The organism is Bradyrhizobium sp. AUGA SZCCT0176 (genome assembly GCF_018130145.1).
In the GTDB taxonomy this organism is placed as follows: domain Bacteria; phylum Pseudomonadota; class Alphaproteobacteria; order Rhizobiales; family Xanthobacteraceae; genus Bradyrhizobium.
Genome location: NZ_JAFCMB010000004.1, coordinates 229457 through 244097, shown reverse-complemented (window position 1 = coordinate 244097; position 14641 = coordinate 229457). Strand labels below are relative to the sequence as shown.

At 63.6% G+C, this 14641-nt stretch carries 14 protein-coding genes; 11 read left to right on the top strand and 3 right to left on the bottom strand.

Annotated elements, in window-relative coordinates:
* Position 1: 1 nt before the first annotated feature.
* Complete coding sequence (locus JQ600_RS12340) at positions 2–1225, bottom strand: URC4/urg3 family protein (RefSeq protein ID WP_212489951.1); 1224 nt, start codon at positions 1223–1225, stop codon at positions 2–4.
* A gap of 30 nt (positions 1226–1255) precedes the next feature.
* Positions 1256–2506 carry a GTP cyclohydrolase II gene (locus JQ600_RS12335; protein WP_212263698.1) on the bottom strand — a complete coding sequence of 417 codons (1251 nt, stop codon included), beginning with the start codon at positions 2504–2506 and terminating at the stop codon, positions 1256–1258.
* Positions 2507–2825: 319 nt separating this feature from the next.
* Here JQ600_RS12335 and JQ600_RS12330 point away from each other — a divergent pair, with 319 nt between their 5' ends.
* Genes JQ600_RS12330 through JQ600_RS12320 form a run of 3 tightly spaced genes read left to right on the top strand, consistent with a single transcriptional unit; the run spans position 2826 to position 5358 of the window.
* Positions 2826–3596, top strand: a complete 771-nt coding sequence (locus tag JQ600_RS12330) for a LamB/YcsF family protein (RefSeq protein WP_212389003.1) — start codon at positions 2826–2828, stop codon at positions 3594–3596.
* Entirely contained in the window at positions 3593–4321 is a 729-nt protein-coding gene (locus JQ600_RS12325) for an allophanate hydrolase subunit 1 (protein ID WP_212389002.1), read from the top strand. The genes JQ600_RS12330 and JQ600_RS12325 overlap by 4 nt, the downstream gene beginning before the upstream one ends.
* Positions 4318–5358, top strand: coding sequence for a biotin-dependent carboxyltransferase family protein (locus JQ600_RS12320; protein ID WP_212389001.1), 1041 nt, complete (start codon positions 4318–4320; stop codon positions 5356–5358). The genes JQ600_RS12325 and JQ600_RS12320 overlap by 4 nt, the downstream gene beginning before the upstream one ends.
* A gap of 28 nt (positions 5359–5386) precedes the next feature.
* On the opposite strand, the gene JQ600_RS12315 is transcribed toward JQ600_RS12320, so the two are convergent.
* The gene (locus JQ600_RS12315) at positions 5387–6286 is read right to left on the bottom strand and encodes a LysR family transcriptional regulator (protein ID WP_212263702.1); all 900 of its coding nucleotides are present in this window, start codon (positions 6284–6286) and stop codon (positions 5387–5389) included.
* Positions 6287–6435: 149 nt separating this feature from the next.
* On the opposite strand from JQ600_RS12315, the gene JQ600_RS12310 reads away from it, so the two are divergent.
* The 8 genes from JQ600_RS12310 to JQ600_RS12275 are packed head-to-tail and all read left to right on the top strand — an operon-like array spanning position 6436 to position 14576.
* Entirely contained in the window at positions 6436–7395 is a 960-nt protein-coding gene (locus JQ600_RS12310) for an N-carbamoyl-D-amino-acid hydrolase (RefSeq protein WP_212389000.1), read from the top strand.
* Between the two features lie 41 nt (positions 7396–7436).
* Positions 7437–8261, top strand: coding sequence for an ABC transporter substrate-binding protein (locus JQ600_RS12305; RefSeq protein ID WP_212388999.1), 825 nt, complete (start codon positions 7437–7439; stop codon positions 8259–8261).
* Positions 8258–9115 (top strand): amino acid ABC transporter permease, encoded by an 858-nt coding sequence (locus JQ600_RS12300; RefSeq protein WP_212388998.1) that lies wholly within the window; start codon positions 8258–8260, stop codon positions 9113–9115. The genes JQ600_RS12305 and JQ600_RS12300 overlap by 4 nt, the downstream gene beginning before the upstream one ends.
* Positions 9112–9876 carry an amino acid ABC transporter ATP-binding protein gene (locus JQ600_RS12295; RefSeq protein WP_212388997.1) on the top strand — a complete coding sequence of 255 codons (765 nt, stop codon included), beginning with the start codon at positions 9112–9114 and terminating at the stop codon, positions 9874–9876. The genes JQ600_RS12300 and JQ600_RS12295 overlap by 4 nt, the downstream gene beginning before the upstream one ends.
* 16 nt (positions 9877–9892) lie before the next feature.
* Complete coding sequence (locus JQ600_RS12290) at positions 9893–10705, top strand: ABC transporter substrate-binding protein (protein ID WP_212489950.1); 813 nt, start codon at positions 9893–9895, stop codon at positions 10703–10705.
* On the top strand, positions 10692–11576 hold the full coding sequence (locus JQ600_RS12285; RefSeq protein WP_212388996.1) for a polysaccharide deacetylase: 885 nt from the start codon (positions 10692–10694) through the stop codon (positions 11574–11576). The genes JQ600_RS12290 and JQ600_RS12285 overlap by 14 nt, the downstream gene beginning before the upstream one ends.
* A 49-nt stretch (positions 11577–11625) precedes the next feature.
* On the top strand, positions 11626–13206 hold the full coding sequence (locus JQ600_RS12280; RefSeq protein ID WP_212388995.1) for an ABC transporter substrate-binding protein: 1581 nt from the start codon (positions 11626–11628) through the stop codon (positions 13204–13206).
* Positions 13203–14576, top strand: a complete 1374-nt coding sequence (locus tag JQ600_RS12275) for an amidohydrolase family protein (protein WP_212388994.1) — start codon at positions 13203–13205, stop codon at positions 14574–14576. The genes JQ600_RS12280 and JQ600_RS12275 overlap by 4 nt, the downstream gene beginning before the upstream one ends.
* Positions 14577–14641: the final 65 nt, after the last annotated feature.

Genomic DNA, 14641 nt, shown 5'->3' with positions numbered 1-14641 from the left:
TCTAGAAAACAGTGCCGTCGCTGATAATTTTCACCGGCGGCGAAGCGTCGGCGCGGCGTTCGCGCGCCAGCGATCGACCCGCCGCCCAGCTGCCGCCCTCGAGAATTTTTGCCAATGGCATCGAGGTGGCATCGACTTTGAGCCGGTGTCGTAAACCATCGGCGATGCGGTCAAGCAGCGCCACCGTCAGCGCACGCCATTCCACGACCAGCGGTGACGCGACCTCGTGTTCCCTTTGCGCGGATTCCGGATCGCGAAACGCGAGCACGCCGATATCGATGAACAGTCCGCCATTGCGATATTCGGCGAGGCCGGTGAGGCCATCGATATCGGTCACGGTGATGCCGGCCGTTTGCAGCGGCTCGATCAGGGAGTAAGCCAGCCATTGCGAGAGCTTGTGCAGCGGCACGAGTCCATTTGTCGCATCCGCTGTCGTCAATGCTGGATGCTTCCAGCAGTCGCCGAGCGGGATTCCCCCCAGCGTCAGCCGCGATGGCCAGATTGGGCCGAGCTGTTGCAGCAACTCCACAAGAATGGTTGGCGCGGGAAGCTTTCCGCCGTAGGCGAGTTTCGCCAATCGATCGAACAGGCCGCCGGGCCGCGGCGTGTCCTGGCTGCCGAACACATCCGGCTTCGAGACCACCAGTCGGCCCAGCCGGCGCAATAGCTCGGCGCGACCGTCCATTCCGACCAGCGGATTGGTATCCGAGACCTGCATGCCACGCTCGAGGTCGGCGACATCAAGATTTGCAAGGATCTCGCCATCGGCGCGCAGCGGCTCCTGCGGATCGGCCGAGAAAGCGCCGCCGGCGAACATCGCGAGGCTGGCGAGCCCCAATCCTTCCGAACGGGCGATGTCAGATCCGGTTTTCGGATCGTGGTAGCGCCACGACGGTCCGGCGCCGGCATCGAGGAAGACGCTGACGATCGCCAGATCGAATTCGGCCCGGGCGCGGGCCGCCCGACCGAGCCATTTGGTCCGGCCGGCGATATCGGCCCAGCGATTATCCCCATTGGTGACGAAGTGCCGCCAGCGCGAATGAAAGGGAACGTCGAAGGAGGGATAGGCCTTGCGCGTGGTCTCCAGCACCAAATCGACGGCGCTGTCCATGCGATCGAGGTGAACACGGAAATTCGGCAGCCTGTCGTCAAGGCCGATTGCGAGCATGCGATGCGCCCGCTCACGGACCGCGCTGGCGTTCAGCAATGACAACGCGGCCGAAATCTCCGGATCTGCGGGGGACACAGCGCCCTCTCAAAATTTTTCGAGCGGACGGCCGACCGGATTGTCCGGACTTTCTTGCGGCTCGGGCGTGTAGTAGCCGGCGGCTTTCTTTGCCGCGATTTCCACATGCGCGTCGGCTGGGATCATGTCGTCGGGGATAGGCACGCGTTCGACGATTTCGATGCCCTGGCCGGTCAGCGCGTCGTGCTTCATGTCGCTCATGGATACGAAGCGGTCGATCCGCTTCAGGCCGAGCCAATGCACCACATCCGGCATCAATTGCTGGAACCGGGCGTCCTGCACGCCGGCGACGCATTCGGTGCGCTCGAAATACTGGGCCGCGGCATCGCCGCCTTCCTGACGCTTGCGCGCGTTGTAGACCAGAAACTTCGTGACTTCGCCGAGCGCGCGGCCTTCCTTGCGATTGTAGATGATGATGCCGAGACCGCCGGTCTGGCCGGCGCGCGCGCATTCCTCGATGCCGTGAATGAGGTACGGACGGCAGGTGCAGATATCAGAACCAAACACGTCGGAGCCGTTGCACTCGTCATGCACGCGGCAGGTGATCTTGGTACGGTGGTCCGGCAGCTTGGTAACGTCGCCGAACAGATAAGCCGTCGTGCCGCCGATCGGCGGCAGAAAAACCTGCAGATCGGGCCGTGTCACCAGTTCCGGAAACATGCCGGCGGTCTGCTCGAACAATTGCCGCCGCAAATTGTTTTCGGTGGTCGCGAAGCGTTCCGCCAGGCCCGGCAGATACCAGACCGGGTCGATCGCGATCTTGACCACGGAGACACTGCCGTTCTTGTGCACGAACTCGCCGTCGTGCTTGAGCCGTCCGGCTTCGATCGCTGCCTGCAACTCGGGCAGGTCAAGGCGCGCGCGGGTGATGGCAATGCTCGGGCGGATGTCGATGCCCTCGGCGATCTCGGTTGCAAAATTTTCCGCGGCGAGATGTCCCCAGGGATCCAGCGAAACGATCCGCTGCGGATCGGTCCATTGCGGAAACGGCCCAATGGTTTCGGCGGGGTGGGTGTTGGTGAGATCCGGGCGCCGGATCGGATCGAGCGCGCCGGAGGAGACGGCCAGTGCCCGATAGACTGAATAGGAGCCGCCATGGGTGCCGATGACGTTGCGGTCCTGCGGGCGCGACACCGTTCCGATCACCGGTCCGCGCTCACGCGCGCTGGCGGCGCCCCAGCTGATTGGAAAGTTGAGCTTGGCACCCGGAGCCGGGTGCGACGTAATGCGAATATGATCAACCCGATTGGAACGAGTCATCGCTACGAACCCTGAAACGGCGACGGCCCGCCTGGACAGACGGGCCTGGTCACACCAACGTTAAATTCAGCAGCGGTTGCAGCTGAGAGAGCAATATAATCAAATCTTGGCCGATTACAACGGCGATCAGAACGCGCTACGGAGGCCTTCCCGGCCTGTTAACCTTTTGGGTGCGGTGCCGCGATGCCTGTTTTTATGCCCCCGCAGCATTGCAGGGCAGATATCGGCATCGGTCGATGCCTCCCGACTTTACGATCCCGTGTTTCGCGGCGAAGGTGACGTTCGATTTGCGGACATCAGCAACGCTCAGGAGACCGCCATGCCAACCGTCGACCTCAATTCCGATCTTGGCGAAGGATTTGGGACTTATCGCTGCGGCGACGATGACGCTATGCTCGCCATCGTCACCTCGGCCAACGTGGCCTGCGGGCTTCATGCCGGCGACCCCGAGGTGATGGCGCGGACGTTTGCCGTCGCGCGCAAGCGCGGCGTCGCGGTGGGGGCCCATCCCGGGTTTCCGGATCTGTGGGGTTTTGGTCGCCGCCGTCTCCCGTTCTCGAATGGCGAGATCGAAAGGCTCATCGCCTACCAGATCGGTGCGGCCATGGCGCTTGCGGCTTACGCCGGTCATCGTATCACCTATGTGAAGACCCACGGCGCGCTCGGCAACATCGCCTGCGAGGAACGCGACGTTGCGGACGCGGTAGCGAGGGCGGTGCGGGCGGTCGATCCCAATCTGGCGTTGCTGGCCATCGCGGTGACGGAGCTGGTCGCGGCCGGTGAAGCCGCGGGACTTGAAATTCATCAGGAGATCTATGCCGACCGCGGCTACACCGAAACCGGGCAATTGATCCCGCGCGGCCAGCCCGGTGCGATGATCGAAGGCGCTGAAGAAGCTGCCGCGCGCGTGCTCGCGATGGTCGAGGCGGGGGCGGTGATCACCGCAAGCGGCAAGCATTTGCCGACGCCGATCCGTTCGATCTGCGTTCATGGCGATTCCGACCATGCGGTTGCGACCGCCAGCCTCGTGCGCGCGCGATTGGAAAAGGCCGGTGTTACGCTGAAGCCGTTCAAGCCGATGGCCTCATGACACTGCAGATCGATCCGCGCTTTCTCGACGCGGGGGAAGCCGCCCTCGTCGTCGAATTCGGTGACACCGTTGATCCCGTGATTAACGACAGGGTGCTTGCCCTCGACGCGGCTTTGCGTGCCGATCCTCCGACAGGAACGCGTGAATTCGTGCCGACCTATCGCTCGCTGATGATTCACTATGATCCGCTTGGGATCGACAGGGAAACGCTGGTTGCCATCGTGCGCCGTATGATGACGGGTCTTACCGAATGGCGGGGCGAGGGCACCATTTGGACGTTGCCTTGTTGTTACGATCCCGCGCTGGCCGAGGACCTCGACGAGGCCGCCAGGATTCTCGGCCTCACGCGGGATGACGCCGTCGCTTTGCATACGAAGGCGACGTATCGCGTCTATATGTGTGGTTTCACGCCTGGCCAGATCTATCTGGGCGGCGTACCCGAGCAGCTGAAGATCTCGCGCCGCGCGACCCCAAGACCGCCGCATCCGGCCGGTGCGGTGTCGATCGGAGGTGGTCTTGGCACCGTGGTGCCGTTCGTGATGCCGACCGGTTGGTATGTCATCGGCCAAACGCCGGAGCGCCTCTTTGCCGCGGAACGCCAAGATGCCTTTCTGATCCAGGCCGGCGATCTCGTGCGGTTCGAACCGATCGATCTCGCGACATTTCGCGATCTGGCGCAACGCGCCGGGAGCGGCGAAATCGTTGCCCGCAAGCGTGCCGCATGAGGGCTGACGCTTCGGAGGCGAGCCTTCGCATCCTGTCGGCCGGGCCGGGTGCAACGCTGCAGGACGCCGGCCGGCACGGCTATCTGCGCTTTGGTGTCACTGCCGCAGGCCCGATGGATCAACTGGCGCACGCCACGGCAAACCTTGCGGTCGGCAATCCCGCGGGCGCAACCGCGATCGAAGTATCCGTCGGTGGGTTAGAGGTGACCGCTGAATCTGGACCGCTCTGTGTCGCCGTTGCCGGCGGCGAATTCTCGCTCAGCCTCGACGGCAGGTCGCTCCCACCGGCGGTGGTACTCAATCTGGAGGCAGGCGCCGTGCTGAAAATTCGCGCCGGCGGTCGCGGCTCCTGGTGCTATCTGGCGGTGGCGGGCCGCTTTATCGTGCCAAAGGTGCTGGGCTCTCACGCCACCCACACGCGCACCGGCTTTGGCGGCGTGAATGGCCGCGCGCTTGCCGCGGGCGATCGTCTCGCCATCGAGCGATCCGCTTCTTCGACATCGTCGCTGAGCGCCATCGCAGCACCATGGCTCGACCGTCCCCTCGACACCATTCGCGTGGTCCTAGGCCCTCAGCACGACTACTTCGCCAACGACCAGATCGCCGCGTTTCTTGCCGGGCCCTGGACGGTCTCCGCCAAGGTCGATCGCATGGCGTATTATCTTGACGGACCCCGGCTGACGCACGCGCGTGGCTACAACATCGTGTCTGACGGGATCGCCATGGGGGCGATCCAGGTGCCGGGAGACGGCCGTCCGATCGTTCTGATGGCCGATCGCCAATCCACCGGCGGTTATCCGAAGATTGCAAACATCATCGGACCCGATCTTGGCCGGCTGGCGCAGGCGCGACCGGGAGCGGTGTTCAGATTCGCGGCGGTCACGATCGGACAGGCGGTCGAAGCGCGCCGCAGCGAGGCCGCGTTGCTGGCGCGCGGCATTGTCGTCGAGCCGCTGACGCGCACCGAACTCAGCTCCGAATTTCTGCTCGGCCTCAATCTGATCGACGGTGTTGTCGGCGCTGAGGCCTCCGGATGAGGCTCCGGCCATCAACGGGGTTCAATGCCTAAGCGCCGTCCCGGTCCAGGGCGCGGCTCGCCTGCCGGACTTCGTTCAGGAACGCCTTGGCCAAACGCGACAGAGGCTCCGCCTCAGACCACAGCATATACGCCACGGCCACGGTTTTCGGCGTGAAAGGCCGGACGATAAGGCCCTGGCCGCCGCCCTGGCGCGGCGAAAACGGATCGACGACCGCAGCGCCTACGCCGGCGGCCGCGAGCACGCAGGCCGTATTGCAGTATCGCACTTCGACGGTCGGCTGGAACGGCGCGCCGGCTTGCGCAAAACTCTCGCGCACGGCTTCACCCAATCGCGTACCGCGCTCCAGCCCGATGAAGGGCAAGCCGACGAGGTCGGTGGCTGAAATGACCGGCCGTTCGGCCAGCGCATGGTTCGGCGGCAAGACGCAGACCATTTCGCCGGTGTGAACCACCTCGTGCGCGATGCCGGGATGATGTGACAGCCCAAGCGCGAAGCCGAGTTCTGCGACCCTGCTCGTGACGCCGTCGATGATACCCTCGTAGCGCCGTACGTCGAAGAAGACGCGCGTCTGCTGACGGCGGCGCAGGAAGTCCGATAGAGCGTGTGGAATGATGCTGTAGGCCAGCGGCGGCGTCGCCACGATCGATAGAAGGCCGGTGCGGCACTCCCGCAAATCGCGCACGCGATTTTCAAGCTTGGCGTGCAGCGCAAAGATCGCTTCACTTTCCTTGTAGAGCGTCATCGCCTCTGATGTCGGGAACAGCCGGTTGTTGACGCGCTCGAACAGGGCGAAACCCGCCTGTGCTTCCATCGCCTTGAGCGCATTGCTGATCGCCGGCTGCGACAGCGCCAGTTCGTCGGCCGCCGCGACCGTGGTCCGATGGCGGATGACCGCCCGCAGGATCTCCAATTGGCGCAGGTTCATATAACCACCGGTTATTGTCTCGGTGAAAATATCATAGCACGAGTGATTGCGTTTTGGCCCGCGCTTTCGCGTAATCACCTCTGCATCGGGGCGTTGCCGGAGCGGGCTTGTCCGCCTCCTGCGTAAGCAATCCGCTCAGATTGGAGGCAATGTTGGTTCGAGTTCTCCGCGCCGCCGCCGCTCAGATGGGGCCGACGCAAAAAGCGGATCCGCGAGAGCATACGCTTGGCCGGATGCTGGAACTGTTGGAGGCGGCCGCGGCGAGTGGCGCAACGCTGGTGGTTTTTCCCGAATTGGCGTTTACGACCTTCTTCCCGCGATGGCTGATCGAGGGTGAAGCGCTCGAGCATTATTTCGAGCGCGGCATGCCGAATCCGGCCGTGCAGCCCTTGTTCGATCGCGCCCGGGCGCTGCGGATCGGCTTCTATGTCGGTTATGCCGAGCTGACCTCGGATGGTCAGCGCTTCAATTGCTCCATCCTGGTCGATGGCGACGGCGAAATTCTCGGCCGCTATCGCAAGGTGCATTTGCCGGGTTCGGTCGAGCCGCGGGCCGGCGCACGCTACCAGCAGCTCGAAAAACGCTATTTCGAATATGGTGATCTCGGATTTCCTGCCTTTCGGGCGGGGGAGGATTGGCGCCACGCGATCATGGGCATGATGATTTGCAACGATCGCCGCTGGCCGGAAGCCTGGCGCGTGTTGGGCCTGCAGGGCGTCGAGCTGGTGTGTATCGGCTACAATTCCGCGGCCTACGATCCCAACGGCGGTGTTTCCGAAGATGCGGCGCTGCGTACCTTCCATTCAAAGCTCGTAACGCAGGCCAACGCTTACATGAACGCGACCTGGGCGATCTCGGTCGCCAAGGCAGGGAACGAGGACGGCTCCGGACTGATTGGTGGCTCCTGCATCGTCGATCCGAATGGCCGGATTGTTGCAGAGGCGCAGACACTCGCCGACGAGGTCGTCGTCGCCGACCTCGACCTCGATCTCTGTCGCCAGGGCAAGGACAAGATGTTCAATTTCGCCGCGCATCGGCGACCGGAGCAATACATGGCCATTACGGCGCGCGCGGGCGTCGTCGAACCGGCCGATCTCGATGCGATTTAACATGATGCGTCCAGTCGCGGCCACGGGCTGAAGGAGCTGATATGATACGCCTCTGGTACTCCGCTGGTTTCGCCGCTCTCCTTGCCATTACAACTGCGCAGGCAGCCGAGCTGCCTGAAACGATCAAGCAGGCGGGCACGTTGCGGCTGACGGTTAATTCGACCTACGCGCCCATGGAGTATCGCGATCCGACGACGAACCAGCTCGTCGGGCTCGACATCGATCTCGCGAACGAGCTTGCGAAACGCCTCGGCGTGAAGATCATCTGGAGCGAAACGCCGTTCGCCGAGCTCATCCCCTCATTGCAGACCAAGCGCGCGGATTTCATCATCAGCGGCATTTCGGATCGCGCCTCGCGGCGCGAGACCGCTGATTTCATCGACTATCTGGCGACAGGTCCGCAGTTCTTCGTTCTGTCAGAAAATGCGGCGAAGACCGCCATTGATCTCTGCGGCAAGAAGGTCGGGACCACGCGCAGCACCAGCTTCCCGATCGAGATCGAGAAATGGAGCAAGCAGAACTGCGAAGCGACCGGCAAGGCCGCCGTGCAATATGTCCCGGGCGAAAACAGCATCGATGTCCGCAACCAGCTCAAGCAGGGCCGCATCGATGCCGCGGTGCAAGGCAGCGAAACCTTGCCCTACGCCCAGGCACAGGAGGCCGGGAAATACCGCATTATCGGTGAGCCGTTCTCCACCGGCTATCAGGGCATCATGTTCCGGAAAGACGATGCGGCGCTGCGCGAGGTGGTGACGGAGCATCTCGCCGCGATGATGAAGGATGGTTCGTACAAGGCCATCCTCGACAAATGGGGGCTCGGTGCGAACGCGGTCGCCCAGCCGATGATGAATGCGGCCACGCAATGAGAACGGCGCCCGCGCTGGCCGGAGGCTTCCCCGACATCTCCGGCATGACGGTCGCGCGTCAGGCGCATTGGCAGCGATGGCTTGCCGCGGCGGCTATTCTCTTGGTGCTGGCTGCGATCGGCCGCGCCTTCGTCAACGGTCAGATCGAATGGAGCTATGTCGGCCGCTTCCTGACTGCGAAGGCGATCCTCGAAGGCATCGTCAACACCATGGTGATGGCGGTGCTTGCGATGACCCTTGGCATCGTGCTCGGCGTCGTCGCCGCGATCATGCGGCTGTCGCCCAATCCAGTGCTCAAATCGGTCGCAGCCGGCTATACGTGGCTGTTCCGCGGCACACCGCTGATCCTGCAACTGCTATTGTGGTTCAACATCGCGCTGGTGTTTCCGACGATCGGCATTCCCGGCCTGTGGGAGGCCCGGGCGGTCGACGTCATGACGCCGTTCCTTTCAGCCCTTCTCGGTCTCGGCATCAATCAGGGCGCCTATACGTCCGAAGTGATGCGGGCGGGCATGCTGTCGGTCGACGTCGGACAATATGAGGCCGCGCAGGCGATCGGCATGGGGCGGCTGCGCGCGCTGCGCCGGATCATTCTGCCGCAGGCGATGCGGGTGGTGACCCCGCCGCTCGGTAATGAATTCATCGGCATGGTGAAGGCGACGTCTTTGGCGAGCGTCATCCAGTATCCGGAGGTGCTGCACGCCGCGGAGAGCATCTACTACGCGAACTCGCGCGTAATAGAACTGCTGATCGTCGCCGGCTCATGGTATCTGCTCGTCGTGTCAATTCTGACGCCTCTGCAGATGCTGCTCGAGCGACGCTTCGCGCGTGGCGCATTGCAGATCACCCGATGACCCAGCCCCTCGTCGCCATCCGTTCGGTCAGCAAGTATTTCGGGGAGTTTCAGGCCCTGAACAAGGTCTCGCTGGACGTCCGGGCAGGCGAGGTGCTTTGCCTGATCGGTGCATCAGGGTCGGGCAAGACGACGCTGCTGCGTTGCATCAACCAGCTTACGCCGGTCGACAGCGGCGGCATCTGGCTCGATGGCGAGCTGCTGGGCGTGCGGGAAGAGGGCGGGCGGTTGCATCGCCTCACCGAGCGGCAGGTCGCGCGCCAGCGCCTGAAGACCGGCATGGTGTTCCAGCGCTTCAACCTGTTTCCGCACAAGACAGCACTGGAAAACATCACCGAAGGTCCGGTGCAGGTGCAGGGCCGCAACCGGGCTGAGGTGCAGGCGGAGGCGATGGAACTGCTGCGGCGCGTCGGGCTGGTGGCGAAAGCCGATGCCTATCCCTCTCAGCTTTCCGGCGGGCAGCAGCAGCGGGTGGCGATTGCCCGTGCGCTTGCCATGAAGCCGATGCTGATGCTGTTCGATGAGCCGACCAGTGCGCTCGATCCCGAACTTGTCGGAGAGGTGCTCGGCGTCATGAAGGAGCTTGCCCGCAGCGGCATGACGATGATGGTGGTGACGCACGAACTCGGCTTCGCGCGCGAGGTCGCCGACACCGTCATCTATATGGACCATGGCGCGATCGTGGAGTCCGGGCCCGCTGCCGAAGTTCTCGGCGCGCCCCGTGAAGTGCGCACAAAATCGTTTCTTTCCGCGGTGATCTGATGGGGACATTTTCATGATCAAACGTATTCTTGCAGCGGCGTTCCTCTGTGCCGCCGATAGCTCAGCGATGGCGGTCGAGTTGCCTCCGGAAATCGCAAAGCAGGGCAGTATCAAGGTCGCCATCGTACCGAACTATCCCCCGTTGGAATTCAAGGATCCCGCGACCAACACGCTGGCCGGTTTCGACGTCGAACTCGGCGAGGCGCTCGGCCGCAAGCTCGGACTCAAGATCGTCTGGCAGGAAACCAGTTTCGACCAGATGATGCCCGCGATTGCGACGGGGAGGGTGGATGCGATCCTGTCCGGGATGACCGACATGGCAAGCCGGCAGGATACGGCGACCTTTGTCGACTACCTCCGCAACGGTCCGCGCTTCTTTGTGCAGCAATCGCGCGCAGCCGAGTTCAAGGACACGAAGGCTTTCTGTGGAAAAAAGGTCGGCGCGAGCCGCCGCACGTCGTTTCCGAAGTTGATCGCCGCCTGGAGCGATGCGAATTGCGGCGGCAATCCGATCGTATACGTCGGCACCGAAGGCTCGGCCGATGCCCGGACCCAGCTCAGGCAGGGGCGGCTCGACGCGGCCGTTCAGGGCGGCGAGACGCTTCCCTACATCATGGACCTCGAGCCTGGGACTTATGTTCCGGTCGGCGAGGTTTTCGCGGTCCAGTTCACAGGACTTGCTTTGGGTGTGAAGGAGACTGTGCTTCAGCAGGCGTTAGTGGAGGCCCTCGACGGCTTGATCGCCGACGGCTCCTACCGCGCGTTGCTGGCGAAATGGAAATTGACCGACTACGGCGTAGAAAAGGCGATGATCAATGCAGGACAGTAAAGCGCTCGCGAGCATTCCGCTGGTACCGGCGAACACCGCGCCGATGGCGCCGGAGTATCCCTGGCCCAAACCCTATACCTCGGCGATGTTCCTTTCCTTCGACGTGGACGCGGAGAGTGCCTGGACCAGCAAGGACGCAGCCCATGCCCAGCGCCTGATCACGATGAGCTACGGCGGCTACGAGGCGCGCGTCGGCACGCCGAAACTGCTGGAACTGCTCGATCAGCTTGATCTGAAGGCGACGTTCTTCATCACTGGCTGGTCGGTGGATGCGCATCCCGCGATGGCCGAGGCCATTCTCAAGGCCGGCCACGAGATCGGCCATCACGGCTATCACCATTTACTGCCGGACCCGGGCGATCCCTGGATCGAGGAAGAACTGGAGCGCGGTTTTGAGGCGCTGAAGCGTCGCCTTGGTGTCAAGCCGACCGGCTACCGGGCGCCTTACGGCGAATTCACCGAAGAACTGCGCGTGGCGCTGGTGCGCCACGGCATCGTCTATACCTCCTCGTTTAGGGACGACGTGCGGCCTTACCGCCACCGGCTGGCGGATGGCCGGCCGGGCACGATCGAGCTTCCGGTGACCGCAAGCTATGACGACTGGATGCACGGCCTGTCTGCCCGGTTCAGCCCGCGGCCGATCTTTCCCAAGGAGCATGTGCTCTCGATCTGGAAGGATGAGCTCGACGAGATCAGAGATTGGGGCGCGATGGTGACGACCGTGCTGCATCCGCAATGCAGCGGTCGCCCAATGCGGTTGCGCCTGCTGCGGGAATTTCTCACCTACGCCAAATCCTGCCCCGATCTGTGGATCACGACCGGCGAGGCGATCGCGGCAAATTACAGCCGTCACGAAGCCGCCAGCCGCTGAGAACCGCACCGATCGAATATCCGCCGATTGATTGTTCCAGGAGTTCTCGATGCTTGTTTCCCGCCGCTCACTGTTGAAGGCTGCCGCCGCGGCGCCGGCGCTGTCGCTGCCGGGAATCGTGCGGGCGCAGTCGCAGACCACACTGCGCTTCATTCCCGTGATCGATCTGACCTTCATCGACCCGATCTACTCCACGGCGCAGGTCTCCCGTAACCATGGATTCATGGTCTACGACACCCTCTACGGCATGAACTCGGCGCTCGAGGTCTCGCCGCAGATGGTGTCCGGGCATGTCGTCTCCAATGAAGACCGGCAATGGGATCTCACGTTGCGCGACGGCCTGCTATGGCATGACGGCGAGCGCGTGCTGGCGCGGGATTGCGTCGCCAGCATTCGCCGATGGGCGGCTCGCGACGGATTCGGCGCCGAACTGATGGCGGCGACGGATGAATTGTCGGCGCCGGACGACCGCACCATCCGCTTTCGGTTGAGCCGGCCTTTCCCTCTGTTGCCCGCGGCGCTCGGCAAGGCGGCAATCCAGGCGCCGTTCATGATGCCCGAGCGGCTGGCGAGCCAGGATCCGTTCAAGCCGCTGACCGAGGTGGTGGGCAGCGGTCCTTTCCGTTTCGTGGCAGACGAGCGGGTGCAGGGCGCGCGCAATGTGTACGCCCGCTTCGATCGCTATCAGCCCCGTCAGGATGGCAAGCCGGATTGGACCGCCGGTCCCAAGATCGTTCACTACGACCGCGTGGTCTGGACGACGATGCCGGATGCGGCGACAGGGGTCGCTGCGCTGCAAACGCGCGAACAGGATTGGCAGGAAACGACGCCGCACGATCTGTTGCCGGTGCTGAAGCGTACCGGCGTCACCACGCGGATCCTCGACCCGCGAGGGTACACCTGCATGTTGCGGGTGAACCATCTGCAGCCGCCATTCGACAATCCGGCTATCCGCCGCGCGCTGCTCGGCGCGATCGACCAGTCCGCCTTCATGACGGCGGTTGCGGGCGAAGATCCCGCCTATCAATCCGCGCCGATCGGCTTCTTTGCGCCGGGTACGCCGATGGCAAGCGATGTCGGCCTGAACGTGTTTCGCGGGCCGCGCGACATGGCGAAGGTCAAGGCCGATCTGAAAGCTGCCGGTTATAATGGTGAGAAGGTGGTGCTGCTCGTCCCCACCAATTCGCTGGCACAAAAGCCGCTCGGCGACATCGCCGCCGACATGCTGCAGCAGGCCGGCATGAACGTCGAATATGCCGGGCTGGATTTCGGCCTGGTGTTGCAGCGGCAGTTGAAAAAGGATCCTGTCGCCCAGGGCGGCTGGAGCGCGGGCGTCGGCAACTGGCAGGGCATCGATTGGCTCAACCCGGCCGGCAATTCGAACCTGCGCGGCGACAGCAAAGTGGCCGGCTGGTACAAGAGCGAGAAGATGGGGGCGCTCCGAAGCCAATGGCTCGCCGCCGCCAATCTGGCCGAGCAACAGCGGATCTGCCGCGATATCCAGGCGTTGTCGTTCGAGGAAATTCCTTATTTCCCGATCGGTCAGTATAAACAACCGACGGCCTACCGCTCTGGTATCACCGGGATCCTCGACGGCACGGCCGTGTTCTGGAATGTGAAACCCGCATGAGCACGATCGCGATCTTCGGCAGCTATGTGTTGTCACGCAAAGACGGTGCGCAGGAGGTGCTGCGCGATCATTGGGTGCTGCTCGAGGGCAAGCGGATCGCCGCCGTCACGCGCGACCGCCCGTCCGCCACCGAGGTGTTCGACCGACCGGGCCGCTTCGTGCTGCCCGGGCTTTTGAACCTGCACAACCATTGCTTCAGCGAAGCCGTCGCCCGGACCCATACGGAGGACGGCAACGGTCGCAAGAACAACCAGAGCATCGTCTATACGGTGCTGCTGCCGCTGACCAAGCGGGGCGCCGACATGCTGTCGCCTTCGGAACGGCTCGCCATCGCACGGCTCGGCATTCTGCAATTGCTGAAGGGCGGCGCCACCACGGTCATGGAGCCGTTTCGCAACACCATCCCTGAAATGTTCGACGCCGCCGAGGAGATGGGCATCCGCTTCTATGGCGCGCCGTATTTGTTCTCCACATCGGACGCCAAGGCCGGGCCGGACGGCGTGGTACGCTACGCGGGCGATGACGGCCAGGCCGATATGGATACATGGAACGCGCTGTACCATCGCTGGAATGGGCGCGGCGATGGGCGGATCGGCCTTGCGATGAGCCCGCACGCGACCGACACCTGTGGTCCGGATCTGCTGCGGGCGTGCGCCGCCCGCGCACGCGAGCTCGGCGTTCCCATCACCACCCATCTGGCGCAAAGCCAGGCCGAAGTCGCGACGATCGGCAGCCGTCACGGTGGTCGCACGCCGGCCGAGTATCTCGACTGGCTGGGCCTGCTGGCGCCAGACCTTCTGGCCGCGCACTGCATCGCGAGCACCGATGGTGATTTGAAGCTGATGGCGGCGAGGGGCGCCACGGTGCTGAACTGCCCGCGCGTGTTTGCGCGCGCTGGCGTCACCGCGGCGTTCAGCCGGTTTGCCGGGCACGGCGTGCGGACGGTGGTCGGAACCGACGGCTACAACATGGATCTGCTCGGCGAACTCAACGCGGCGTCGATGATCTCGAAGATCGTGTCTGCTCGGCCCGACGTCGCCAATGCACCCGAATTGATCGAGTCGGTCACGGCAACCGCGGCCGCGGTCATCAAGCGACCGGATCTCGGGATCATCACCCCGGGCGCAACAGCCGACCTCACCGTCGTTGATTTGACCCATCCCCATCTGCAGCCGTTGTTCGATCCGCGGCGTGGGCTGGTGGCGCTTGGCAATCGCGCCAATATCGACCAGGTCATTGTTGACGGGCGTGTGCTGATCGATGGCGGCCAATACATTCATGGCGACGAGGCCGCGACGATCTCGGCCGGAACCGCGGCGATCGGCAAAATCTGGGATTTGCCAGAAGCCCAGGCGGCCTTTAGTGGCTGACGTCCCGTCGACACAGGCACAATGTTGGAGAGGCGAGACGCGCTCCCGCCGCTTCCTTCACTGTC

What these genes read in the sequence shown, in the direction of transcription:
- JQ600_RS12335 (WP_212263698.1), bottom strand. Translation starts at nt 2,506, where the DNA reads ATGACTCGTTCCAATCGGGTTGATCATATTCGCATTACGTCGCACCCG.
- JQ600_RS12330 (WP_212389003.1), top strand. Translation starts at nt 2,826, where the DNA reads ATGCCAACCGTCGACCTCAATTCCGATCTTGGCGAAGGATTTGGGACT.
- JQ600_RS12325 (WP_212389002.1), top strand. Translation starts at nt 3,593, where the DNA reads ATGACACTGCAGATCGATCCGCGCTTTCTCGACGCGGGGGAAGCCGCC.
- JQ600_RS12320 (WP_212389001.1), top strand. Translation starts at nt 4,318, where the DNA reads ATGAGGGCTGACGCTTCGGAGGCGAGCCTTCGCATCCTGTCGGCCGGG.
- JQ600_RS12315 (WP_212263702.1), bottom strand. Translation starts at nt 6,286, where the DNA reads ATGAACCTGCGCCAATTGGAGATCCTGCGGGCGGTCATCCGCCATCGG.
- JQ600_RS12310 (WP_212389000.1), top strand. Translation starts at nt 6,436, where the DNA reads ATGTTGGTTCGAGTTCTCCGCGCCGCCGCCGCTCAGATGGGGCCGACG.
- JQ600_RS12305 (WP_212388999.1), top strand. Translation starts at nt 7,437, where the DNA reads ATGATACGCCTCTGGTACTCCGCTGGTTTCGCCGCTCTCCTTGCCATT.
- JQ600_RS12300 (WP_212388998.1), top strand. Translation starts at nt 8,258, where the DNA reads ATGAGAACGGCGCCCGCGCTGGCCGGAGGCTTCCCCGACATCTCCGGC.
- JQ600_RS12295 (WP_212388997.1), top strand. Translation starts at nt 9,112, where the DNA reads ATGACCCAGCCCCTCGTCGCCATCCGTTCGGTCAGCAAGTATTTCGGG.
- JQ600_RS12285 (WP_212388996.1), top strand. Translation starts at nt 10,692, where the DNA reads ATGCAGGACAGTAAAGCGCTCGCGAGCATTCCGCTGGTACCGGCGAAC.
- JQ600_RS12280 (WP_212388995.1), top strand. Translation starts at nt 11,626, where the DNA reads ATGCTTGTTTCCCGCCGCTCACTGTTGAAGGCTGCCGCCGCGGCGCCG.
- JQ600_RS12275 (WP_212388994.1), top strand. Translation starts at nt 13,203, where the DNA reads ATGAGCACGATCGCGATCTTCGGCAGCTATGTGTTGTCACGCAAAGAC.